Source organism: Zoogloea sp. (genome assembly GCF_041904905.1).
Taxonomy (GTDB): domain Bacteria; phylum Pseudomonadota; class Gammaproteobacteria; order Burkholderiales; family Rhodocyclaceae; genus Zoogloea.
The window spans coordinates 14,869-38,288 of the sequence record NZ_JAYRMI010000005.1 but is presented as its reverse complement, the minus strand read 5'-3'; the positions used below and the strand labels follow the sequence as shown (position 1 = coordinate 38,288).

General features: G+C 66.8%; 26 protein-coding genes. 9 read left to right on the top strand and 17 right to left on the bottom strand.

The genetic code is table 11. The annotated features are described in order from the left end of the window. The first annotated feature begins 1 nt into the window (after position 1). The 7 genes from ACE3N6_RS02655 (at position 2) to proB (ending at position 5,724) form a co-directional block, all read left to right on the top strand. On the top strand, positions 2-1,285 hold the full coding sequence (locus ACE3N6_RS02655; RefSeq protein WP_374243618.1) for a hypothetical protein: 1,284 nt from the start codon (positions 2-4) through the stop codon (positions 1,283-1,285). A gap of 22 nt (positions 1,286-1,307) precedes the next feature. Then, a complete protein-coding gene (locus ACE3N6_RS02650) occupies positions 1,308-1,724 on the top strand; it encodes a hypothetical protein (RefSeq protein ID WP_374243617.1) in 417 nt (138 codons plus the stop codon). Positions 1,725-1,875: 151 nt separating this feature from the next. After that, positions 1,876-2,700, top strand: a complete 825-nt coding sequence (locus ACE3N6_RS02645; protein WP_374243616.1) for a nuclear transport factor 2 family protein — start codon at positions 1,876-1,878, stop codon at positions 2,698-2,700. An 83-nt stretch (positions 2,701-2,783) separates the two neighbouring features. Continuing rightward, complete coding sequence (rplU, locus tag ACE3N6_RS02640; protein ID WP_169147605.1) at positions 2,784-3,095, top strand: 50S ribosomal protein L21; 312 nt, start codon at positions 2,784-2,786, stop codon at positions 3,093-3,095. A gap of 12 nt (positions 3,096-3,107) precedes the next feature. Then, entirely contained in the window at positions 3,108-3,371 is a 264-nt protein-coding gene (gene rpmA, locus ACE3N6_RS02635) for a 50S ribosomal protein L27 (RefSeq protein WP_153161217.1), read from the top strand. 87 nt (positions 3,372-3,458) lie between these two features. After that, positions 3,459-4,625 (top strand): GTPase ObgE, encoded by a 1,167-nt coding sequence (obgE, locus tag ACE3N6_RS02630; RefSeq protein ID WP_374243615.1) that lies wholly within the window; start codon positions 3,459-3,461, stop codon positions 4,623-4,625. Next, the gene (gene proB / locus ACE3N6_RS02625) at positions 4,606-5,724 is read left to right on the top strand and encodes a glutamate 5-kinase (protein ID WP_374243614.1); all 1,119 of its coding nucleotides are present in this window, start codon (positions 4,606-4,608) and stop codon (positions 5,722-5,724) included. The genes obgE and proB overlap by 20 nt, the downstream gene beginning before the upstream one ends. 174 nt (positions 5,725-5,898) lie before the next feature. Here the strand turns inward: proB and ACE3N6_RS02620 are convergent, their stop codons facing one another. From ACE3N6_RS02620 to ACE3N6_RS02605, 4 genes are all read right to left on the bottom strand, one after another. Continuing rightward, the gene (locus ACE3N6_RS02620; RefSeq protein WP_374243613.1) at positions 5,899-7,083 is read right to left on the bottom strand and encodes a porin; all 1,185 of its coding nucleotides are present in this window, start codon (positions 7,081-7,083) and stop codon (positions 5,899-5,901) included. A gap of 495 nt (positions 7,084-7,578) precedes the next feature. Further along, positions 7,579-7,893: a c-type cytochrome gene (locus ACE3N6_RS02615; RefSeq protein WP_374243612.1), complete on the bottom strand. Its 315-nt coding sequence runs from the start codon at positions 7,891-7,893 to the stop codon at positions 7,579-7,581. Positions 7,894-8,041: 148 nt separating this feature from the next. Further along, positions 8,042-9,778 (bottom strand): autotransporter assembly complex family protein, encoded by a 1,737-nt coding sequence (locus ACE3N6_RS02610; protein WP_374243611.1) that lies wholly within the window; start codon positions 9,776-9,778, stop codon positions 8,042-8,044. A 66-nt stretch (positions 9,779-9,844) separates the two neighbouring features. Then, on the bottom strand, positions 9,845-10,846 hold the full coding sequence (locus tag ACE3N6_RS02605; protein ID WP_374243610.1) for a class 1 fructose-bisphosphatase: 1,002 nt from the start codon (positions 10,844-10,846) through the stop codon (positions 9,845-9,847). Between the two features lie 131 nt (positions 10,847-10,977). Here ACE3N6_RS02605 and ACE3N6_RS02600 point away from each other — a divergent pair, with 131 nt between their 5' ends. Further along, positions 10,978-12,243, top strand: a complete 1,266-nt coding sequence (locus tag ACE3N6_RS02600) for a D-amino acid dehydrogenase (protein ID WP_374243609.1) — start codon at positions 10,978-10,980, stop codon at positions 12,241-12,243. Positions 12,244-12,248: 5 nt separating this feature from the next. On the opposite strand, the gene ACE3N6_RS02595 is transcribed toward ACE3N6_RS02600, so the two are convergent. The 8 genes from ACE3N6_RS02595 to petA all read right to left on the bottom strand — a co-directional run bounded on the left by ACE3N6_RS02595 (position 12,249) and on the right by petA (position 18,083). Next, on the bottom strand, positions 12,249-13,130 hold the full coding sequence (locus tag ACE3N6_RS02595) for a flagellar brake protein (protein WP_374243608.1): 882 nt from the start codon (positions 13,128-13,130) through the stop codon (positions 12,249-12,251). A 53-nt stretch (positions 13,131-13,183) separates the two neighbouring features. After that, on the bottom strand, positions 13,184-13,576 hold the full coding sequence (locus ACE3N6_RS02590) for a DnaJ family domain-containing protein (RefSeq protein WP_374243607.1): 393 nt from the start codon (positions 13,574-13,576) through the stop codon (positions 13,184-13,186). A gap of 25 nt (positions 13,577-13,601) precedes the next feature. Continuing rightward, entirely contained in the window at positions 13,602-14,102 is a 501-nt protein-coding gene (locus tag ACE3N6_RS02585; protein WP_374243606.1) for a hemerythrin domain-containing protein, read from the bottom strand. A 100-nt stretch (positions 14,103-14,202) separates the two neighbouring features. Beyond that, entirely contained in the window at positions 14,203-14,652 is a 450-nt protein-coding gene (locus ACE3N6_RS02580) for a ClpXP protease specificity-enhancing factor (RefSeq protein WP_374243605.1), read from the bottom strand. A 105-nt stretch (positions 14,653-14,757) separates the two neighbouring features. Further along, a complete protein-coding gene (locus tag ACE3N6_RS02575; protein ID WP_153161384.1) occupies positions 14,758-15,354 on the bottom strand; it encodes a glutathione S-transferase N-terminal domain-containing protein in 597 nt (198 codons plus the stop codon). A 108-nt stretch (positions 15,355-15,462) separates the two neighbouring features. Continuing rightward, positions 15,463-16,206, bottom strand: a complete 744-nt coding sequence (locus ACE3N6_RS02570) for a cytochrome c1 (protein WP_374243603.1) — start codon at positions 16,204-16,206, stop codon at positions 15,463-15,465. Positions 16,207-16,220: 14 nt separating this feature from the next. Continuing rightward, positions 16,221-17,486, bottom strand: coding sequence for a cytochrome bc complex cytochrome b subunit (locus ACE3N6_RS02565; protein WP_153161205.1), 1,266 nt, complete (start codon positions 17,484-17,486; stop codon positions 16,221-16,223). A gap of 3 nt (positions 17,487-17,489) precedes the next feature. Further along, positions 17,490-18,083: a ubiquinol-cytochrome c reductase iron-sulfur subunit gene (gene petA / locus ACE3N6_RS02560; protein ID WP_153161204.1), complete on the bottom strand. Its 594-nt coding sequence runs from the start codon at positions 18,081-18,083 to the stop codon at positions 17,490-17,492. 268 nt (positions 18,084-18,351) lie between these two features. Here petA and dacB point away from each other — a divergent pair, with 268 nt between their 5' ends. Next, positions 18,352-19,782, top strand: a complete 1,431-nt coding sequence (dacB, locus tag ACE3N6_RS02555) for a D-alanyl-D-alanine carboxypeptidase/D-alanyl-D-alanine-endopeptidase (RefSeq protein ID WP_374243601.1) — start codon at positions 18,352-18,354, stop codon at positions 19,780-19,782. Here dacB and ACE3N6_RS02550 read toward each other — a convergent pair whose 3' ends face one another. The 5 genes from ACE3N6_RS02550 to ACE3N6_RS02530 form a co-directional block, all read right to left on the bottom strand. Next, the gene (locus ACE3N6_RS02550) at positions 19,783-20,169 is read right to left on the bottom strand and encodes a DUF2237 family protein (protein WP_374243600.1); all 387 of its coding nucleotides are present in this window, start codon (positions 20,167-20,169) and stop codon (positions 19,783-19,785) included. After that, positions 20,166-21,185: a UDP-glucose 4-epimerase GalE gene (gene galE, locus ACE3N6_RS02545; RefSeq protein WP_374243599.1), complete on the bottom strand. Its 1,020-nt coding sequence runs from the start codon at positions 21,183-21,185 to the stop codon at positions 20,166-20,168. The genes ACE3N6_RS02550 and galE overlap by 4 nt, the downstream gene beginning before the upstream one ends. Before the next feature lie 79 nt (positions 21,186-21,264). After that, on the bottom strand, positions 21,265-22,464 hold the full coding sequence (locus tag ACE3N6_RS02540) for a CaiB/BaiF CoA transferase family protein (protein ID WP_374243598.1): 1,200 nt from the start codon (positions 22,462-22,464) through the stop codon (positions 21,265-21,267). A gap of 25 nt (positions 22,465-22,489) precedes the next feature. Continuing rightward, positions 22,490-23,086 (bottom strand): recombination mediator RecR, encoded by a 597-nt coding sequence (gene recR / locus ACE3N6_RS02535; protein WP_374243597.1) that lies wholly within the window; start codon positions 23,084-23,086, stop codon positions 22,490-22,492. A 6-nt stretch (positions 23,087-23,092) separates the two neighbouring features. Beyond that, positions 23,093-23,416 (bottom strand): YbaB/EbfC family nucleoid-associated protein, encoded by a 324-nt coding sequence (locus ACE3N6_RS02530; RefSeq protein ID WP_374243596.1) that lies wholly within the window; start codon positions 23,414-23,416, stop codon positions 23,093-23,095. Positions 23,417-23,420 lie beyond the last annotated feature (4 nt).

The window sequence follows — 23,420 nt, the reverse complement described above, 5'->3', positions numbered from 1 at the left end:
GATGACCACCCCCCCGCCCCCCACCGGCCTGCCGCCCCACCTCCAGGCCCCTCTCTTCCGCACCCGCGGGCGGAGTCGCCAGCAACGCCGGCTCCTCCGCCCGCTGCTCGCCGGGCTCCTCAGCCTCGCCAGCGCCGCCTCCGCCGCCGACGAACCGCCCCGCTTCGCCCTCTCCGGCTTCGGCACCTTCGGGCTCACCCGCAGCGACAAGGACAACTACCGCTTCCACAGCAGCAACACCCAGCCCAGCAGCATGCCGGGCCAGAACTTCGACCCCTCCACCGACAGCGTCCTCGGCGTCCAGGGCACCGCCCGCCTCGCCGACAAATTCGACCTCACGGTGCAGGCCGTCACCCGTCAGGCCGCCGGCTACGACTACACCCCGCACATCACCTGGGCCTACCTGCACTACCGCCCCACCCCGGCCCTGTCCCTGCGGGCCGGGCGCACCACGACCCCGTTCTTCATGTTCTCCGACTCCCTGAACGTGAACTACGCCACCCCCTGGCTGCGCCCGCCCGCCGAGGTCTACAGCCTCAACCCCTTCTCCGACCTCGACGGCGTCGACGCCCTCTACCGCGCTCCGCTGGGCGACATGGACCTCGAAATCCAGGGCCTCGCCGGCCAGAGCGCGGTACTCACCCGCTCCGCCTCCGGCCGCCTGCGCAACGCCCGCGGCATCCGGGTCGGCCTCGCCGGCACCGGCTTCAGCGCCCAGGCCGGCTACACCCGCACCGACCTGCAGCTGCACTGGACCGACGGCCTCCACGCGGCCCTCGGCGGCCAGCTCGCCGCCACCGGCGAGATCGACGCCATGAACGAACTCTCCGGCATCCACAGCAATGCCGAATTCTTCTCCGCCGGCTTCCAGTGGGAAAAGAACAACTGGATCACCATCGCCGAGTTCGCCAAGCGCCGCGTAGACCGCTACATCTCCACCGCCCACGCCTGGTACATCACCGTCGGGCACCGCATCGACGCCTTCACCCCCTACCTCACCTACGCCAACCAGACCCAGGACAACCCGGCCTTCGACGCCGCCGTCACAGCCGTCCACACCCCCCTGGTCAACCTCTACAACAACTCGCGCAACACCGCCCAGCACTCCCTCGCCATCGGCAGCCGCTGGGACGTCGCCCGCAACATCGCCCTGAAGGGCCAGATCGAGCGCATCACGCCGGCACCGCACAGCCGCGGGCTGTTCCCATCGGGCAATCTCGAGGACTACTACCGGCCCACCACGCCGGTTCACCTCCTGAGCCTGTCGGTGGATTTCGTCTTCTGAAGGCTGCCCGCCCATGCCACCCATGAGCCTGATCCGACTCCTCGCCTTCGCCGCGGCGCTGACCTCCTCGCTCGCCCAGGCCGAGATCGTCATCGTCACCAGCCAACGCAACGTAGCGATCGAACTCAGCCGCGAGCAAGCCGAAAAGCTCTTCCTCGGCCGGGCCACCACCCTCGCCGACGGCACCCCGGTCAAGCTGGTCGACCTCCCCAACGGCGCCACCCGGGACGACTTCTACCTCAAGCTCACCAACAAGAACCCCGCCCAGATCGTCGCCTACCGCTCCCGCCTCGTCTTCAACGGCCGCGCCACGCCGCCCATCGAGGCCGACAACGTAGGCGAAGCCCGCCAGTGGCTCACCGACACCCCCAACCTCATCGGCTACCTCGAACGCACCGACATCACCCCTGGCATGCGCGTCCTCCTCCGCCTGCCCTGACCGCCCCGCGCCCCTCCCCCAGGGGGGTGCCCGCATTTCACGGAGCGGTCTGTGAACTTGCGTCAGCAACCGCCCGATGCGGAGGAATCTTGCAAACGCATCGCGGCCGGCCGCCTAGAATTCCCCGGAACCCACTTCCCTCCCGCAACACATGACACCCAGCACCATCAACCCGCAGCCGCCTTACCGCCGCCCGCGTCCGCTGTCCGCCATCCAGACCCTGCTCTGGCTCGTCGCCGGCATCGCCGGCATGTTCGCCCTCGTCTCCACGATCTTCGCCGTCAAGCTGGGCCTCGAAGGGCGACTCCCCTTCTCCGACGCGCCCCGCGCCGCCGCCGCGGCCACGCCGCCCGCCGCGCCGCAGCCCCCGGTGCAGGCCGCCCCCAGCGCCACGCCCCTGCCCGCCGCAAGCCCGACCGCGCAAGCGCCCGCCGGCTTCGTCTCCGGCGCCGAGAGCATCCTCCCGTCGGAAGTCGCCCACCTGGCCAAGCACGTCAGTCCCCTCGACGCCCCCCCGACCGCCACCGAACCCCCGTCGGCGCCGTCCATCTCCACCCAGCCCCCCACCCAGCCCCCCACTCCTGCCGCTGCGCCAGTCGCGGCCCCCGTCGAAGCGATCCCGGCCACCCACCCGGCAGACCACAAGCGCGTCGAAGCCGCCCTCCTCGCCTGGGCCAAAGCCTGGAGCAGCAAGGACGTGGACACCTACCTCGCCCACTACGCCGACACCTTCACCCCCGCCAGCCAGCTCTCCCGCAGCGCCTGGGCCGAGCAACGCCGCCAGCGCATCGCCCGCCCCGGCGACATCTCCGTCGCCCTCGACGCCATCGCCATCCAGACCGAAGGCGACAAGGCAAGCGCCCGCTTCACCCAGCACTACCGCGCCGGGAAGCTCAAGCTCACCGAAGCCAAAACCATCGAACTGATCCGTCATGGGGACACCTGGCTGATCGTCCAGGAGCGCCTAGGCCACTGACGCAGAACACAAAACCTTTGACTCGCGCCTCGCGACTGGATAAAATTCCGCGTTTCCTGAAAACCATCACTCGGAGTACATCCATGTACGCGGTCATAAAAACCGGCGGTAAGCAGTACCGTGTCACCGTCGGCGAAAAACTCAAAGTAGAACAGATACCGGCTGACGTGGACTCGCAGATCACCATCGACCAGGTCTTCATGGTCGGCGAAGGCGAGTCGGTCAAGATCGGCACCCCCGTGGTTGCCGGCGCCACCGTCACGGCCACCGTGGTTTCCCACGGCCGTCACGACAAGGTTAAGATCTTCAAGATGCGTCGCCGCAAGCACTACCAGAAGCATCAGGGTCACCGTCAGAACTACACCGAGCTTCGCATCGAAGCCATTTCTGCCTAAGGAGCAACCCACATGGCACACAAAAAGGCTGGCGGCAGTTCCCGTAACGGTCGCGACTCAGAAAGCAAACGCCTTGGCGTCAAGCGCTACGGCGGTCAGTTCGTCCTCGCCGGCAACATCATCGTTCGCCAGCGCGGGACCGAATACCACCCGGGCGAAAACGTCGGCATCGGCAAGGATCACACCCTGTTCGCGCTGACCGAAGGCACCGTCCAGTTCACCGTCAAGGGCGCCAACAAGCGTCGCACCGTGAGCATCGTCGCCGCCGCTGAATAAGCGCCGACAGCAGGTTGCCAAAGCCCTATCCAACGATAGGGCTTTTTTTCTTTCGGGGGCCCGAAACCCCCACCACCGGAAGCACCCATGAAATTTTTCGACGAAGCCCGTATTGAAGTCATCGCCGGGGACGGCGGGAACGGCGCCGCCACTTTCCGCCGCGAAAAATACATTCCGATGGGCGGCCCGGATGGCGGCGACGGCGGCAAGGGCGGCGACGTCTACGCCATCGCCGACCGCAACCTCAACACCCTGATCGACTACCGCTACAAGCGCACCTTCCACGCCGAACGCGGTGAGAACGGCCGCGGCGCCGACTGCTACGGCAAGGGCGGCGACGACATCGAGTTGCGCATGCCGGTCGGCACCATCGTCTCGCTCCAGGAGACCGGCGAAGTCATCGCCGACCTCGACCAGGACGGCAAGCGGGTGATGATCGCACGCGGCGGCCGGGGCGGCCTGGGCAACCTGCACTTCAAGACCAGCACCAACCGCGCCCCGCGCAAGAAGACCATGGGCCAGGAAGGCGAGCGCAAGAGCCTCAACCTCGAACTCAAGGTGCTCGCCGACGTCGGCCTGCTGGGCATGCCCAACGCCGGCAAATCCACCTTCATCCGCGCGGTCTCGTCCGCCAAACCCAAGGTGGCCGACTACCCCTTCACCACGCTCGCCCCCAATCTGGGCGTGGTGCGCACCTCCGAAAACCGCAGCTTCGTGATCGCCGACATCCCCGGCCTGATCGAAGGCGCGGCCGACGGCGCCGGTCTCGGCCACCAGTTCCTCCGCCATTTGCAGCGCACCCACATCCTGCTGCACATCGTCGACATCGCCCCCTTCGACCCCGAAGCCGACCCCATCCACGACGCCCATGCAATCGTCGAGGAACTCCGCAAGTACGACGACAGCCTATACCACAAGCGCCGCTGGCTGGTCCTCAACAAACTCGACCTGATCCCCGACGAGGACGAACGCAAGGAGCGCATCGCCGCATTCCTGAAGGCCTACGGCCCGGTCGAGCGCCACTTCGAGGTCTCGGCCATCAGCCGCCAGGGCTGCCAGGAGGTCGTCTTCGCCATCCAGGATCTGCTCGACGAAGAGAAGGCCGCAGCCCAGGCCGCCGCTGACGCAGCCACCCTCGCAGCCGCCACGAACCCTGATTTCGAAGCGGCAGACGACGACATCCCCACCGATGACGCCGACGACGAAGATTACGACGACGAACACGAAGACGACGATGAGAACCGCAATCCGTAACGCCCGCCGGCTGGTCGCCAAGGTCGGCAGCGCCCTCGTCACCAACAACGGCGAAGGTCTCGCCGTCGACGCCCTCGCCGACTGGGCCCGGCAGATCGCCGGGCTGCGCGCAGAAGGCCGCGAAGTAGTCCTGGTCTCCTCCGGTGCCATCGCCGCCGGCATGCAGCGCCTCGGCTGGACCAGCCGCCCGCAGGAGATGCACCAGCTCCAGGCCGCCGCCGCCGTCGGTCAGATGGGCCTCGCCCAAGCCTACGAAAGCGTCTTTGCCGCCAACGGGCTGCACACCGCCCAGATCCTGCTGACTCACGCCGACCTGGCCGACCGCACCCGCTACCTCAACGCCCGCTCGACCCTCGTCACCCTGCTAGAACTCGGCGTCATCCCGATCATCAACGAGAACGACACCGTCGTCACCGACGAGATCAAGTTCGGCGATAACGACACCCTGGGCGCCCTCGTCGCCAACCTCATCGACGCCGACGCCCTGGTCATCCTCACCGACCAGCAAGGGCTGTACACCGCCGACCCCCGCAAGGATCCGTCCGCCACCCTCATCGGCGAAGAGCGGGCCGAGAACACCGCACTCGAAGCCATGGCCGGCGGCGCCGGCTCCGGCATCAGCAAGGGCGGCATGATTACCAAGGTCCGCGCGGCCCAGCGCGCAGCGCGCAGCGGCGCCCACACCTGCATCGCCAGCGGTCGCGAAGCAGACGCGCTGCTCCGGGTCGCCCGCGGCGAACAACTTGGCACCCTGCTCTACGCGACCAGCACGCCACTTGCCGCGCGCAAACAGTGGCTCGCCGACCACCTGCAGCTGGCCGGCAGCCTCATCCTCGACGACGGCGCCATCGAGGCGCTGAAGTCCGGCAAGAGCCTCCTGCCGATCGGCGTCATCGCCGCCGACGGCGAGTTTGCCCGCGGCGCCGTCGTTGCCTGCCGCACCCGCGACGGCAAGGAGATCGCCCGCGGCCTTGTAAACTACGCCGCCAACGACACCCGCCGCATCGTTCGCCACGGGTCGGGCGAGATCGAAGGATTACTCGGCTTCATCGAAGAACCCGAACTGATCCACCGGGACAATCTGGTTCTGATCGGGTGAGATCGACTCAAGCCCCAAATACAAAGGCCACCTCCGGGTGGCCTTTGTATTTGGGGTAACGCACACGTCACGACAGCCAGGCAGCGGCATCACATCACAGCCAGCTGCCTTCGTGAACGAAAAAACGGGCACCCGAAGGTGCCCGTTTGATTTCCGATTCAGACGAAGTCTGAATTAGAAGGAGTGACGCAGGCCCAGTTGCACGCCCTGAATGGTCGCACCGCCGGTCGCGCCGCCGTTGTAGGTGGAGTTCACGCCAACGGCGTTGATGCCGAAGTCGTAGGAGGCCTTGTCGTCGTTGTTCAGGTGAGCGTAGACAGCCTTCAGCATGGTGCGCTTGGACAGGCTGTGCTCGTAGCCAACTTCGAACAGCTTGGCGCCGGAGTCCTTGGAGGAGGAACCGTTGACCTTCAGGTCACGAGCGAAGTAAGCCTGAGCCAGCAGCTTGCCAGCCGGGGTCACGTTGAAGGTGGCACCCAGGCCGAAGACGTTCTGGGTGACGGTGCCAACGGTGCTGTAGTGGTCAGCACGAGCGCGGTCGAACACGGCGCGGACGGAAGCCATGCCGAAGTCGTAGGCGCCACCAACGCGGAAGTCGCTGATGTCGGTGTTGGCTTCGTTACCCACGGAAACGGCGTTGTAGGTGACAGCAGCCATGGCCGGGCCATTGGCGTACTTCAGGCCAACGTCGTAGCCCTTGGTGTTGGACGGGTTGAAGGCAGTACCGAAGCCGTTGTTGCTGAAGGTCTTGTTTTCGTTGGCGACGTAAGCAGCGGTCACGTTCAGGCCAGCGAAGGACGGGGAGACGTAGGCGATCGCGTTCTTCCAGCGGGTGTCGAAGATCGACGTGCAGATGGTGTTGCGATCACAATTGGGGCTGCCCACCGCGGAGTAGCTGCCGCTGGTGGTGCTGGTGGTGCCCAGCAGGTTGTTGCCCAGCTTGCCGAGCAGCGCGGAGTTGGCACCGATGCCGGTGGCGCCGGCGTTGACGTCAACAGCAGCACCCAGGGCGCGGGTCGGGCCGGTCAGGTTGCCGAGAACCACGGTACCGAAGCCGCCGGCCAGGCCGACGTAGCTGTCACGGGTGGCACCCAGAGCGCCGGTGTTGTCGAAACCGACACCGCTTTCGTACTGGAACACGGCGGTCAGGCCGTTGCCCAGCGCTTCAGCGCCCTTGAAACCGATCAGGGAAGAGTTGGTGGAAACACGGGTGGTGTTGCCCAGTTCGCTGACGGCGTTGGAGGTGCGGACGACGTCGAAGGAAGCGTCGGCAACGCCGTACACGGTGACGTTAGCTTGAGCGAAGGCGCCGGTGGAAGCCAGGCCAGCAACGGCCAGAGCGATCAGTTTCTTTTGCATATGATTCTCCTCTTGATTGAAGACTGGCACGCGCCGCTTTCGCGGGGCCGACCAATTTCACCTCTCTAACGAGAAGTTGGACTGCATTGTCTGTGGGAAGGGAGGCCAGAGCAAGGACAGCGTTGTTTTTTGGATGGGGCCGTCAGGTGGACTGTTGCATGTTCGCAACACGGCCTCGACGTCCCAGCTTGAAGGGCCCGACGGGGTACCGGAGATGCCCCACTCCGCGCAGCCCCTGTCCTTGAGAAGTCAAGGCACTCGGTCGAGCCGGGGCTGAATCTTCGTCCGCCGCAGTGCCAGCACCGTGACTCATCCGTCGATCGGCCGCTTGCGACACGCCTCGGGCTGGCGGCGCCGATCGCCCGCCTCGGCGACGCAGCGCCACGGAGCTGGCTTCGCGTGTCAAAAAAACAACGCCCCGCGCGGGCGGGGCGTTGCTGCAATCCGAAGGATTGGAATGTCAGGACATCCCGATCCGGCACAACGGATTGACGATCACTTCTGGGCGAGAACCCAGGCCACGAGGGTCTTGGCTTCGGCAGCGTTGACCTGCGGGTTGGGGGGCATCGGGATCTGGCCCCAGGCGCCAACGCCACCCTTCTGAATCTTTTCGATCAGCTTGGCTTCGGCGGTCTTGTCACCCTTGTACTTGGCGGCGACATCCTTGTAAGCCGGACCGACCAGCTTCTTGTCGACGGCGTGGCAAGCGAGGCAGTTCTTGGCCTTGGCCAGATCGGCACCGGCGTCGGCGAAGGCGGCGGTGGAGCCCATCAGGCCAGCGATGGCGGCAACAGCAACGAGTTTCTTCATTGTGATCCTCTCAAGTGGTGGTGCAGGGAAATATTAGCGGAGTCTAAACCGAGCCGGAGCGTTTGCCAATTCAAGCCGCATCGGCAGACGTTCCGGAAGGGCGCCGACGGGACGATAACGCACGCGCCGGCCGGCCCGTTGACTGTGCTCAGAAGGCGATGGCCACCGCAAACTGCAGGCGTACGCGACGGTCGCTCTGGCCGTAGGCGAGGTCGACGGCGATGGGCCCGGCGGGGCTCCGCCAGCGGGGGCCCAGGCCGTAGCCCAGGTTCAGCTTGAAGAGCTTGCGCTCGTCGTTGGCGTTGCCGGCGTCGATGAAGGTGGCGATTCCCCAGTCGCCCCAGCGCCAGTGCACGTACTCGGCACTGGTGACGGCCAGGTAGCGGCCGCCGACGGTGGCGTTGCCGTCCTGCACGCCGAGGCTCTGGTAGGCGTAGCCGCGCACGGTCTGGGCGCCGCCGGTGCGGAAGAGGAAATCCTGCGGCACGCCCTCGCGCGATTCGGCCACGGTGACGCCGCCTTCGGCGCGGACGATGAGCACGTCTCGCCCGACGGCCGGGACAAATCGCTGATAGCGCCCGTAGAAGCGGGCAAAGTTGCGGTCGGACAGCAACGCCTGGGACGCGCCGCCGACCTGCACGTTGAACACATGGCCGCGGTGGGGGTCGAGCAGGCTGTCCACGCTGCGGTGGGTCCAGGACCAGTTGGCGGTGAGGGCGGAGCGGCTTGTGCGCTGGCTGCCGTCGGGAAGCAGGACCTCGTGCTGATAGTTAAGGGCGAAACGATTCTCGATCTTGCCGCGGGGAATGGTCCGGACAACGCCGACCGACTGGCGGCGGGTCTGCAGGCCGGCGATGTTGGTGTGCTCGGCGAGCCCGCCGACGCTGTCGAGGTAGCCCTGCCGGGTGGGGGGCAGGAAGACGTCCATGTAGCCCAGCTGCCGCCGCTGCTCGATCCGCAGACCGCTGACGAGGTTGTAGGGCTCGCCCAGGAAGTGGGCATCCCGGTAGCTTGTCTCCACCCGATAACCGGTGTTGCTGCTGGCGCCAAGGCCGAAGCCCAGGCGCCGCGGCTTGGCCTCGGTGACCTGCACATGCACCTGGGCGGCGTCGGGGGCGGCGCTGTGGCGGTCGATCTCCACCACCACCGAGGCGAAATAGCTGGTGTTCTGGAGGGCGGTCTGGAAGGCCAGCAGGCGCTCCTGGCTGTAGGGCTCGCCCGGCGCGGGCGGGCGGTATCGTTCGATGAGGGCGCGGTCGTAGTCGACGAGCCCGGATACCGCCAGCGGGCCGAAGCGGAACGCGGGCCCGGAATCCACCTGGACGGTGAGCACCGCCTCGGCCGAGACCGGGTCGATCACCGCCTGGCTGTCGATGATGGCGGCGGCGGCGTGGTCGCGGCTGGCGATGGCGTCGAGCAGCCGCTGCTTGGCGGCGCCCCAGTCGGCCTGCCGGAAAGGCTGGCCCACCGGCAGGCCCCAGCCGGCCTTGAGGGCGGTCAGCCGTGCAGCCCGGTCACCTTCGTCGCGGGCAAGATCGCCGACGACGCCGATCTCGACACGCCCGATGCGGGTCCGCTGCCCGGGCAGGACGACGATGCGGTAGCTGCCATCCGGGCCGGGTTCGCCTTCGATGGAGGGCGAGAAGTAGCCCTCCGTGGCGAGGATCTCGCCAATCTCCTTGCGGGCCCGACGCAGCAGCGCCACCCGCCCGCCTTCGTCGAGGGCGGCATCGGCCGGACGGTCGAGGAAATCCAGGTGCTTGACCAGCAGCGTTCTCAGCTCATCGGGCGCCACCAGCGTCACGCCCGGGCCCGCCCAGGCGCCGACCGGCCCGAGGGCGATCAGCACGAGGAGCAGTCGAAGGGCGCAATGGGGAAACGGCACGGGACGAAAGCCTGCCGCGCGCTCCGCCATCGGAGGGATCGCGCGGCCGGGCTGCGGGGAGGCCGGTCAGCCTTCGAGGTGGTAGCGGGTAACGCGCTCGACTTCGTTCCTGGAGCCAAGCACCACGGGCACACGCTGGTGCAGATGGGTGGGCTGGATGTCGAGGATGCGCTCGCGGCCGGTGGTGGCGGCACCGCCGGCGGCTTCGACGATCATCGCCATCGGGTTGGCCTCGTACATCAGGCGCAGCTTGCCACCCTTGTCCTTCATCTTGCTGTCGAGGGGGTACATGAACACGCCGCCGCGGGTGAGGATGCGGTGCACGTCGGCCACCATCGAGGCCACCCAGCGCATGTTGAAGTCGCGCTCCCGCGGGCCTTCCTTGCCGGCCTGCAGCTCGGCGATGTAGCGCTGGACGGGCGGCTCCCAGAAGCGCTGGTTGGACGCATTGATGGCGTATTCCTTGGTGTCTTCCGGAATCGTCATGTACGGGTGGGTGTAGATGAAGCTGCCCATCTCGCGATCGAGGGTGAAACCATGCACGCCGTCGCCAACGGTGAGGATGAGCTGGGTGGACGGACCATAGACCGAGTAGCCCGCCGCCACCTGAGCGGTGCCCGGCTGCATGAAATCGGCCTCGGTGGCAGCTGCGCTACCCTCGGGGCAACGCAGCACCGAGAAGATGGTACCCACCGAGATGTTCACGTCGATGTTGGAGGAGCCATCCAGCGGATCGAACAGCAGCAGGAAGCCGCCGCGCGGGTAGTCGCTGGGGATCGGACGGATCTCCTCGACTTCCTCGGAAGCCATCGCCGCCAGGTGGCCGCCCCACTCGTTGGCCTGGATCAGAATGTCGTTGGCGATGACGTCCAGCTTCTTCTGGGCTTCGCCCTGCACGTTGTCGCTGCCGGCCTCGCCCAGCACACCAGCGAGCGCCCCCTTGGAGACATTGACGGCGATGGCCTTGACCGCACGGGCGACGACTTCCATCAGCAGGCGCAGATCGGCGCCCATCAGGCCCTTGCGCTGCTGCTCGATCAGGAATTGGGTGAGCGTGACTCGACGCATGACTCGGTTCTCCGGAATAACCAGTAAAAGTCGTGATTATCGCCCGGATCGGCCCCATCCGTCGTTTATGATTGCGGACCCACCTGAAAACAGGGCAGTCTTCCCCCGAGAAGCACGTTCAGCATCCCATCATGGAAGTTCTGGTCATAGGCGCCGGCCTCGCCGGCGTCACGAGCGCCTGGTATCTCACCCAGGCAGGCTGTCGCGTCACCGTCGTAGATCGCCGCCCCGGCCCCGGCCTGGAAACCAGCTACGCCAACGGCGGGCAGATCTCCGTCAGTCACCCCGAACCCTGGGCCAACCCGGCAGCGCCAGCCACCGTGCTGCGCTGGCTCGGGCGGAGCGATGCGCCGCTCCTCTTCCGCTGGCGGGCCGACGCCGCGCAGTGGCGCTGGGCGCTGTCCTTTCTGCGCGAATGCTTGCCCGGCCGAACCGCGCGCAATACCGAGGCCATCGCCAATCTGGCCGTCTACAGCCGCAACGCGCTACGCACCCTGCGGGCAGAGACCGGGATCGACTACCAAGCGGAGACCGGCGGCATCCTGCACCTGTTCCACACCCGTCGGGAGGTGGCCCACCTCCCAGCCAAGCTGCGCCAGCTGGAGAAGCTCGGCATCCACGGGCGGATCCTCAGCGCCGACGACGCCATCGCCCTGGAGCCCGCCCTCGCTGCCCTGCGCCCTCGCCTTGCCGGCGCCCTGCATGGGCTCGACGACGAATCCGGCAACGCCCAGCTGTTCTGCGCCGGACTGGCGGCCAGGGCCGAAGCCCTCGGCGTGCGCTTCAACTACAACACCGTGGTCCAGTCCTTCGACACCATCAACGGGCACATCAGCGGCGTGCGGGTGCTGGACGCGGCGCGACGCGCGGGCATGCTGCGCGCCGACGCGGTGGTGCTGGCGGCCGGCAGCTACAGCCCGCTGCTGGCACGACCGCTGGGTATCCGCCTGCCGATCTACCCGGTCAAGGGGTACTCGATCACCGTCCCCATCCTCGACCCCGAGCGCGCGCCGCGCCTGAGCCTGACCGACGAATCCCGCCGCATCGTGTGCTCCCGCCTGGGCGACAGCCTGCGGATCGCCGGCACCGCCGAACTCAACGGCTACAACCTCGATCCGAACCCGGCCCGCAGCCGCGCCATCGAACGCTGGCTCGAGACCCACCTGCCTGGTACCGCCGACCTCCGCCACGCGGAACACTGGTGCGGCCTGCGCCCGGCAACACCGAGCAATGTGCCGCTGATCGGGCGGACTCGGATGGAAAACCTCTTCCTCAACACCGGGCATGGCACCCTGGGGTGGACGCTCGCCTGCGGCTCCGGTCGCGCCATCGCCGACATCGTGACGGGCAAGCCCCCACAACCGGATTTCCCTTTCCTGGCCGGCCCGCAGCACTGACGCGCTCAGACGTCCGCCGATTCCTCGAACAGGGCGCGATAGACGAAGGCGGAAAGCACGACCTGCTCGGAATGGGGTAGATCGCCGAACTGCACCCCATGGTTCACCTGGGGGACTTCCCCCTCCGCCGCTGCCGACGCATGGACGGAGCGCAGCACCGCCGGCACGGTAAGGTATTCCTCCACATCGCTCACGGTGACCCGGAACTTGATCGAGACGTTGTCGTCCTTCACCCCGACCGGCGACTTCGCCGTGAGCATCGCCCCGCCCGTGCTCAGATCCACCAGCGACGCGGCATGGGCCCGCCCGTCGGCTCCGGAGACGGCGCAGATCAGGTTGACCCGCGCCCGCGCCCCGCGCCGCACCACCAGCCCCCGCACCTGACTCGGGTAGCTCAGGTGAAGATGGGGAAACGGCACGTTGGCCACCTTGAAGATCGTCGTGCCGAAGGCATACACGCTCTTGCCCGAAAACATCCGGACCACAAAGCCCTGACCTTCGCGCATCAGCAACACCTTGCCATCCACGGTGGGCGTCGAGACGATGATGCTCTTGCCCTTGAGGAAGCCGATCAGCTTGACGTAGAACCGGCTCTGCACCGAATCGCCCTGGGACTGAAGCTGGAGGGTGTCGCCGATGTCGAGCTTGATCTCCTCGAAGGCGAAGGCGCTCTCGCTCGGTTTCTCGCCGCCGCTGTCGGTGTTGAGTCTGGTCTCGCTGATCTGCAGCTTGCGGAACAAGCCCCGCTCCATCAGCGCCTTTTTCTGAGTCTCGGTCTCGACGATCACCCCGCGGGCAAGGAGCAACTGCTTCCGGTCGTCGTACAACGCCCACGGAACCGGCCGACCGACCTCCACCTCACCGCTGTTCACCCGAACGAAAGACATCACCCACCTGCCATGTAAACACGAGTGAGCGACATATCGTCAGCAGGACGCTACTACTTTAGGGGCAATTCGGCTGACTGCGCCGAGTCCGGCAAACCGGCATCGGGGCCGGCACGCCTCAGCAGGGCTGCCGCGACATGAGAAAGCCCGGCCGCCTCGAGTTGCAGGAGCAAACGGGTCATCTGGCGCTGACGCCGGGCATCGGAAACCGGATCGGCAGCGGTCGGCGCACCGGCGGCGAGCGCCCTCAACGCCTTCAGGTCGGCCACCGCCGGAGGGACATAACCCGCGTTGCGGAGAACCCGGTTGGTCATCCGCACCTCGACCGGAACCAGACAGTCGTCGTCGAAAACCAGCGGCTGCCCTTCCCCGGGCAACCCGGCCAGATCGCCCCGGGCGAGCGCTGCGCGGATGCGCTCCTCCGCAAGGACGTCGAAGATGCTCATCGGCCGCCCTTCCCGAAGACGGGGGTCAGGCCGGCTGCCCCTCGGCTGCGGGCGCGGCCGGCTGGACGGGCGGGGTGCAGCACGAAGAAGAGCCGTCCTCGCAATCTGCCTGAGGCGGGTTGCGGATCTCACCGGTCTCGGTATCGAAACCGATCGTGGCGATGTAAGACGACAACGCGGCATCCATCGTCGCCACGTGATTGTCGAACCAGACAGGCAGTTCCCGGATCAGCTGACGGCCAAGGGCTTCGTCGCCGCGCTCCATGCGCTTGCGCACGTCCCGGCAGACAGCCAACACCCGGTCGTGCTCCGCCTTGTGGCAGGCGGGAAAGCCGATCAACTCCATCCATCGGTTTTCCTGGTCGAAATGCTCGACGGTGTGGACGATGAAGGCATCCATCTCCGCCAGCAGGTCGGCGCCCGACGCTGCCAGCAGACGGTTGTAGGCGTCGACGAACTCGACGTGGGTCTGATCCATCGGCGCCAGACCGAGAACGAGTTTTTCAGACCATTCCATGGCGGCCATGTCGGGGAACCTCAAAGCGTGGTGGGTTGCAGATAGCGGGCTACTCTACGCTCGAAGCGGCGGACGCTGCTCTGAGCAAGATCAAGCCGGAAGTGCGGCTTTACTTGACGAGCTTTAGATGGCTGCGCCCAACCTTGGGCGGCTCCGGCGGCTCATCGGGAGGAACGGCCGCCTCGGGCGGCTCGCCGGAAACCGGCGACTCGGTCTCGGCCTCGAGCGCCGCGTCGTGGGCGGGCAGGCCGGCAACTTCGAACGCCATCCCATGACCGTTCTCCCGGGCGTAGATGGCCGACACGTTGTCGACGGGCACCGAGATGTTCTGGGCCACGCCGCCGAAGCGCGCCTGGAAGGCGATCAACTCGTTGCCGATCACGAGGCTCTGGGTGGCGTCGGGGCTGATGTTGAGCACGATCTGGCCTTCCTGCACGAACTGTCGCGGGACCATCGTGTGCCGATCGACCGCCACGGCGATGTAGGGGGTAAGCCCCTGATCGGTGCACCACTGATAGATGGCTCGAACCAGATAAGGCTTGGTGGAGATTTCACTCATGAGTCGAACTTTCCGGCCGGTTTGGCCTGACGCGCCTTCCAACCCGAAGTGAGGGAACGCCAGAAAAGCTCCGGAGCCGCGACAGGCGCGGCTCCGGATCGGCATTCAGCGCCGCATCACCTTCTCGGACGGGGTCATCGCGTCGATGAAACCCTGGCGGCTGAAGATACGCTCGGCGTACTTCATCAGCGGAGCCGCCGAACGCGGCAACTCGATGCCGTAGTGATCCAGACGCCACAGCAGCGGTGCGATCGCCACGTCGAGCATCGAGAACTCCTCACCCAGCAGAAACTTCTGCTTGGTGAACATCGGCGCGAGCTGGGTGAGCTGGTCACGCACATGGGCGCGCTCCTTCTCGGCACCCTTGGGGTTCTTCTCCAGGGCGTCGATGTGGGAGAACAGCTCCAGCTCGAAAGTGTGCAGCAGCTGACGGGCCCGGGCGCGCATGATGGGGTCGGGCGGCATCAACTGGGGATGCGGGAAACGCTCGTCGATGTACTCGTTGATGATGTTGGACTCGTAGAGCACGAGATCGCGATCAACCAGCACGGGAACCCGGTTGTACGGGTTGATGACCGCGATGTCTTCCGGCTTGTTGAAGAGATCGACATCAATCACCTGGAAATCCATGCCCTTCTCGAAGAGCACGATACGACACCGGTGACTGAAAGGATCTGTCGTTCCGGAATACAAATTCATCATCGTTGTGTTACCCCACGGATACTCTGAATCACGCACCACGCGCCGCGCGCGTGGTGCGTCTTGCTCAATGACAGCAAGAGATTGCATCGGCTTTACTGCTGCGGCCGATTAGTGAATGTCCTTCCAGTAATTCTTCTTCAGAAGATAGGAAAGAACGAAGAGAACGCTCAAGAAGGCGATGACGATGGCGCCGATGGACTTGCGGGTCTCGGCCATCGGCTCACCCATCCAGGTCAGGAAGGAGACGAGGTCGGCCACGGCCTTGTCGTACTCATCCTTGGACATGGTGCCGGGCTTGCCCTGCTCCAGGTGGATCTCCTTGGTCTTGCCGCCGTGACCGTCGTCCTTCTCGGTGACCTTGGCGACCTGCTCACCCTGCAGTTCGTAAAGAACGTGCGGCATGCCGACATTCTCGAAGACCACGTTGTTCCAGCCGGTGGGACGCTCGCTGTCACGGTAGAAGCCGCGCAGGTAGGTGTACAGCCAGTCGGCGCCGCTACCGAACTCGGAGGCACGGGAGCGGGAGATCACGGTCAGATCCGGCGGCGCAGCACCGAACCACACCTTGGCCTCGTCGCGCTGCATGGCAATGCGCATCGGCTCGCCGATCTTGTCGGCGGTGAACATCAGGTTGTCCTTGATCATCTGCTCGGACAGACCGATCTGCTGCAGCCGGTTGTAGCGCATGTAGCTGGCGCCGTGGCAGTTCAGGCAGTAATTGACAAAGAGCTTGGCGCCATTTTGCAGCGCCGCCGGCTCGGTGGACACCGGCGCCTTGTCCAGGTGCAGTTCGGGGCCGCTGGCGATTGCAAGCAGCGGTGCGAACAGGAGAGACGTCAAAAGTTTTTTCATGGCTTTCATTCTCATTAACCGGTCACACGATCGGGCTCGGGCTTGCACTTGTCCATCTTGGAGTACCACGGCATCAGCAGGAAGAAGCCGAAGTAGATCACCGAGCAGATCTGCGACACGATGGTGCGGCCCGGGGTCGGGGGCAGCACGCCCAGGTAGCCGAGGATGAAGAAGGCGATAATGAAGACCGTCAGGATCAGCTTGAAGAGGCCGCCCTTGTAACGGATCGACTTCACCGGGCTGCGATCGAGCCACGGCAGGAAGGCGATGATGACGACCGCGGCACCCATGGCGACCACACCCCAGAACTTGGCGTCGATCCCGAACAGCGGGTAGGTAACGGCACGCAGGATCGAGTAGAACGGGGTGAAGTACCAGACCGGCGCGATGTGCGGCGGGGTCTTCAGCGGGTCGGCCGGGATGAAGTTGTTGAACTCCAGGAAGTAGCCGCCGCCTTCAGGCGCGAAGAACACGATGAAGGAGAAGACGATCAGGAAGCCCACGACACCGACGATGTCCTTGACGGTGTAGTACGGGTGGAAGGGGATGCCGTCCAGCGGGTGGCCATCGGCGCCCTTCTTCTTCTTGATCTCGACGCCGTCCGGGTTGTTGGAGCCAACTTCGTGCAGGGCAACGATGTGGGCGGCAACCAGGCCGATGAGGATCAGCGGCACGGCGATGACGTGGAAGGAGAAGAAGCGGTTCAGGGTCGCGTCGGACACCACGAAGTCGCCACGGATCACGACGGAGAGGTCGGGACCGATGACGGGGATCGCGGAGAACAGGTTCACGATCACCTGGGCACCCCAGAAGGACATCTGACCCCAGGGCAGCAGGTAGCCCATGAAGGCTTCGGCCATCAGCGCCAGGAAGATCAGGGTGCCGAAGATCCAGATGAGTTCGCGGGGCTTGCGGTAGGAACCGTAGAGCAGGCCGCGGAACATGTGCAGGTACACCACGATGAAGAACGCCGAAGCGCCGGTGGAGTGCATGTAGCGGATGAGCCAGCCACCCGGCACGTCGCGCATGATGTACTCGACGGATGCGAAGGCCACCGGCACGCCGGAGGCGTTCAGGGAGGCATCCGGCTTGTAGTGCATGACCAGGAAGATGCCGGTCACGATCTGGATCACCAGCACCAGCAGGGCCAGCGAGCCGAAGAAGTACCAGAAGTTGAAGTTCTTGGGCGCGTAGTACTCGGTCAGGTGGCCCTTGATGGTCGACGTCAGCGGGAAGCGCGCGTCGATCCAGTCCAAAACCGCTTGAGATTTGGTCGTCATCGTTTATGCCTTTCCGTCTTCGCCGATGATGATCTTGGCGTCGCTCAGATACTTGTGCGGCGGGATCTCGAGGTTGTCGGGCGCCGGCTTGCTCTTGTACACCCGGCCCGCCATGTCGAAGGTCGAACCGTGACAGGGGCACAGGAAGCCACCCGGCCAGTCGGCGGCAACGCCGCTCTCGGCGCCGGTCTTGAACTTGTCGGACGGCGAGCAGCCCAGATGGGTGCAGATGCCGACGGCGACGAGAATCTCCGGCTTGATCGAACGGGTTTCGTTCTGGGCATAGGCCGGCTGCATCGGCTTCTCGGACTTCGGGTCGCTGACTTCGCTGTCGGTCTTCTTCAGCGAATCCAGCATTTCCTTGGTCCGGTTGATGATCCAGACCGGCTTGCCACGCCACTCGACGGTCATCATCTGACCCGGCTGCAGCTTGCTGATATCCACTTCAACCGGAGCACCGGCTGCCTTGGCTCGTTCGGACGGCGTCAGGCTCGCGACAAACGGTACGGCAGCGGCGACAGCGCCCACGCCCCCCGCAGCCGACGTCACCAGCAACAGCTGGCGCCGACCCGCATCCACTTTTTGATCCACGCTCATGGCCCACTAACCTCAATAAAAGAGACTTCGAAGATCGCAATACGGAAAACCTGCGGAGTATAGCGAAATACCCGCCCTAAAAAAAGGGCTACGGTGCTAAACCCGCGCCAGCATTGGAGATTATCCAAGTTCGGGGGGCCGCCGGAGCGCATCGACATGACCCGGAAGGCCTGCCACGGGGCGGTTTTTTTGGCGATGCAGCAAGGGTTTGGCGCCGACCGGGGCATAATCGGCCTCCGCCAGCCCGCCGCTTCCGGAACGTCACACCATGCCCCCCCTGCCCCGCTGCATCGCCCGTCGGATCGCCCTGGTCACGCTGCTTGCCAGCCCCCCGACCGCCCTCGCGGAGCCCTGGCCCGCCCCCCTCGATGCCAGCCTTGCCCGTGCCGGCATTCCCCGCGGCGCCGTGGCGGTGCTGGTTCAGGACGTGGAGGCCACGCCCCCGGTGCTCGCCCAGCGCACCCAGGAGCCGATGAACCCGGCCTCGGTGATGAAGCTGGTGACGAGCTTCGCGGCCCTCGATCGCCTGGGCCCGGCCTTTGCCTGGAAGACCCGCTTCGTCAGCCGCGGCGACATCCGCCAGCACACCCTCCAGGGCGATCTGCACGTCGTCGGCGGCGGCGACCCGCGGCTGTCCCGCGAGCGGCTGTGGCTGGCGCTGCGCGACCTGCGGGCGCAAGGCGTCCGGCGCATCGACGGCGACGTGGTTGCCGACCGCAGCCTGTTCCGCCTGCCGCCCCACGACCCCGGACTGTTCGACCAGCGCCCGCTGCGCCCCTACAACGCCGGCGCGGATGCGCTGACGGTGGATTACGGCGCGATCCGGCTGCGCGTGCAGCCGACGCCCACCGGGGCCGGCGTGAGCAGCGAGCCGCTCCCTGTCGGCCTCGCCATCGACAACCGGCTCCGCCGCAGCCCGGCCGCCGGCTGCGGCGACCCCACCGCACAGCTCGTGGCCAGCCGCACCGAGACGCCGGCCGGCGTCCGCCTCGTCCTGGAGGGCGCCCTGCCCCAGGGCTGCACCGAAGCCTTCGACTGGAACCTCGCCCCGTTGCCGCCGGACCGGCTGTTCGAGGGCATGTTCCGGGCGATCTGGAAGGAGTTGGGGGGCGAGATCGGGGGACGTTTTCGGGAGGGGAAGGCGCCGCCCGACGCCCGCCTGCTGGTCGAGACGGTCTCGCCCACCCTGCCCGAGGTGCTGCGGGACATGAACAAGTGGTCGAACAACGTCATCGCCCGGGGCCTGCTCGCCACCCTGGGGGCGCAGGCGGAGCCGGACGAGGATTCCGTCGTGGCCGGCGCCCGGGCCGCCCAGCGCAGCCTGGCCAGCAACGGTGTCCCGACCGTCGGGCTGGTGATCGAGAACGGCGCCGGGCTGTCGCGGAGCGAGCGGGTCACAGCCGCCACCCTTGGCCAGATGCTGCAGTCGGCCTGGCGCAGCCGGACCATGCCGGAGCTGATCGCATCACTCCCGGTGGCAGGCGTCGACGGCACCGCGCGCAAACGGCTGGCCGGCAGCCCGGCCGCCGGGTCGGCCCACGTCAAGACCGGCACCCTCGACGGCGTGCGCAGCCTGGCGGGTTACGTGCTGGCCAACAGCGGACGCCGCTACGTGGTGGTGCTGCTCGTCAATCACCCCAACGCCGGCGCGGCGCGGGAGGTGCAGGATGCGCTGCTGGAGTGGGTGGCCGGGCTGTAGTCAGCCCAGGTAGGCGTGGCTGCGCAGCGCGTCGAAGGGGATCACCTCCAGCGCGGCCATGTGGGTGGACTCCAGGATCACCGGCGGCGCCATGCCGGCTTCCCAGGCCTCGCGCCAGCGCAGGGCGCACAGGCACCAGCGGTCGCCGGGCTTGAGGCCGGCAAAGCGGAACTCGGGCCGCGGGGTGGATAGATCGTTGCCGCGCATCGCGCTGAACACCAGAAACTCGGCGGTCACCCTCACGCATACGTGGTGACGGCCAGCGTCTTCGGGATCGGCCTCGCAGCAGCCCGTCCGCATCCAGCCGGTGAGGGGCGCGTAGCTGCAGGCGAGCAGCGGCCCGCCCAGCACGTTGAGGGCGTCGTTGGGCGGGAGGTCGGCGCTCAATCCGGGTACCCCTGCGGGTTGCTGCTCTGCCAGCGCCAGGCGTCGGCGCACATCTCGTCGATGCCGCGGGTGGCGCGCCAGCCCAGCTCCTGCGCGGCGAGGGTGGGCTCGGCGTAGCATTGGGCCACGTCGCCGGGACGCCGGGCGACGATCTCGTAGGGCACCGCACGGCCGCAGCCCTTCTCGAAGGCCTTGATGACGTCGAGCACGCTGTAGCCCACGCCGGTGCCCAGATTGACGGTGAGCACGCCGGGACGCTCGGCCAGCCGGCGCACCGCCGCCACATGGCCGACGGCCAGATCCACCACGTGGATGTAGTCGCGCACGCCGGTGCCGTCGGGGGTGGGGTAATCGCCGCCGAAGACCCGCAGCTGCGGCAAGCGGCCGACCGCCACCTGGCTGACGTAGGGCATCAGGTTGTTGGGCAGGCCGTTGGGGTCTTCGCCGATGCGGCCGCTGGCGTGGGCGCCCACCGGGTTAAAGTAGCGCAGCAGCGCCACCCGCCACTCGGGATCGGCGGCGGCGAGATCGGACAGCACGAACTCCATCATCCACTTGGTGCGGCCGTAGGGGTTGGTGGGGCCGGTGGGGAAATCCTCGCGGATCGGCACGCTGGCGGGGTCGCCATACACCGTGGCGGACGAGCTGAACACCAGCGACTTGACGCCCGCCTCGGCCATCGCCTCGGCCAGGGTCACCGTGCCGGCGATATTGTTGTCGTAGTACATCAGCGGCTTGGCGACGGATTCGCCCACCGCCTTGAGGGCCGCGAAGTGGATCACCGACTCGATGGCGTGGGCCGCGAAGATCTCGCGCAGAGCCGCCTTGTCACGGATGTCGGCGCGGTGGAAGGCCGCCAGCTTGCGCCCGGCGATCTCCTCGACGCGGCGCAGGGCCTCGGGCTTGCTGTTGCTGAAGTTGTCCACCACGACCACGTCGTAGCCGGCCGCGAGGAGTTCGACACAGGTGTGGGAGCCGATGTAGCCGGCGCCGCCGGTCACGAGAATGGTTGCCATTTCAGTCAGTCGCGATGTTCGGTAATCGGGATGCCGGAATGATACCGCGACACGGCGGCCGACCATCCGCCAGAAGCCGTCAGACCGCGCCTTTTTCACGAAGGGCGACGATCTCCTGCGGGGAGTAGCCAAGCCCGGCGAGGATCTCGTCGGTGTGCTCGCCGAGCTTCGGCCCGAGCCATTCGGTGCTGCCCGGCGTATCCGAGAGCTTGGGCACGATGCCGGGAATCTTCATGGGCTGGCCGCCGGGCAGATTGACCTGCTCGAACATGTCGCGGGCGATGAACTGGGCGTCCTCGAACATGTCGGCCACCGAATAGACCGGGCTCGCCGGCACCTGGGCCGCCTCCATCGCGGCCAGCACGACATCGCCGTCGCGGGCTGCCACCCAGGCGTCGATCACCGCGTAAAGCTCCGCCGCGCGGGCGTCGCGGCCGGCGTTGCTGGCGAGGCCGGGGTCGTCGGCCAGATCGGGCCGACCCACGGCCAGCATCAGCCGTTTGAAGATCGCGTCGCCGTTGCCGCCGACGATGATGTGGCGGCCGTCGCGGGTGGTGTGGGTGTTGGAGGGGGTGATGCCGGGCATCACGTTGCCGGTGCGCTCGCGCACGAAATTGGCGACGTCGAACTCCGGCACCATGCTCTCCATCATCGCGAACACGGCTTCGTAGAGCGCCACATCCACCACCTGCCCGGCGCCGCCGTTTACCTCGCGGTGGCGCAGGGCCATCAGCGCACCGATGGCCGCCCACAGGGCCGCGATGGAGTCGCCGATGGAGATGCCGGTGCGCACCGGCGGACGATCCGGGAAACCGGTGATGTAGCGCAGCCCGCCCATGGATTCGCCGATGGCGCCAAAGCCGGGGCGATCCTTGTACGGCCCGGTCTGGCCGAAGCCGGACAGGCGCACCATCACCAGCCCGGGGTTGGCGGCGGAGAGCACATCCCAGCCCAGGCCGAGCTTTTCGAGCACGCCGGGGCGGAAGTTCTCGACCACGATGTCGGCCGCGGCGGCCAGCCGGCGCACCGCCGCGAGGCCGTCCGGATCCTTGAGATTGGCGGTGAAGGAGCGCTTGTTGCGCGCCTGCACCGACCACCACAGCGACGTGCCCTCGTGCAGCTTGCGCCACTGGCGCAGCGGGTCGCCCCCGTCGGGCGATTCGACCTTGATGACCTCGGCGCCGAACTCGGCCAGGATGCGGGTGCAGAAGGGCCCGGCGATCAGGGTGCCGAGTTCCAGCACCTTGACGCCGGCAAGGGGTTTGGCGGCTTGGACCATCGTGGGACTCCCGAAGGGGACGAAATCAGAGGGCGCGGCGCTCCACCAGCGCCTGGGCGATGGTGCCGGTGTCGATGTGCTCCAGCTCGCCGCCGACCGGAATGCCCCGGGCGATGCGGCTCACCTTGATGCCGCGGCTCTTCAGCAGCTCGGAGATCATGTGGGCGGTGGCCTCGCCCTCGTTGGTGAAGTTGGTGGCGAGGATCACCTCCTGGACCACGCCGTCGCAGGCGCGGTTGAGGAACTTCTCCAGCCCCAGCTCCCGCGGGCCGATGCCATCCAGCGGCGACAGCCGGCCCATCAGCACGTAGTACAGGCCGTGGAAGCTGTGGGTCTGCTCCATCATCGCCAGATCGGCCGGCATCTCGACGACGCACAGCTGGGTGGCGTCGCGCTGGGGGTTGGCGCAGCGGGCGCACACCTCGTCTTCGCAGAAGGTGTTGCAGCGGGCGCAGTGGCGCAGCACCTCCAGGGCATGCCCGAGGGCGGTGGCCAGCCGCGCCGCGCCGCGCTGGTCGCGCTGCAGCAGGTGGTAGGCCATCCTCTGGGCGGACTTGGGCCCCACGCCCGGCAGGCAGCGCAGGGCTTCGATGAGGGCGTCGAGGCTGGAGGGCGCGCTCACGGCCGGTCAGAACGGCATCTTGAAGCCCGGCGGGAGATTGAGGCCCGCGGTGAAGCCGGACATCTTCTCCTGGGTGGTGGCCTCGACGCGACGCACGGCGTCGTTCACCGCGGCGGCCAGCAGGTCTTCGAGCATTTCCTTGTCGTCCATCACCGACGGGTCGATGCTCACCCGGCGAACGTCGTACTTGCAGGTCATCTGGACCTTGACCATGCCGGCGCCGGACTGGCCTTCGACCTCGATGCCGCCGAGGCTGTCCTGCATCTTCTTCATGTTTTCCTGCATTTGCTGGGCCTGTTTCATCAGGCCGGCGATGCCGCCTTTCATCATGGTG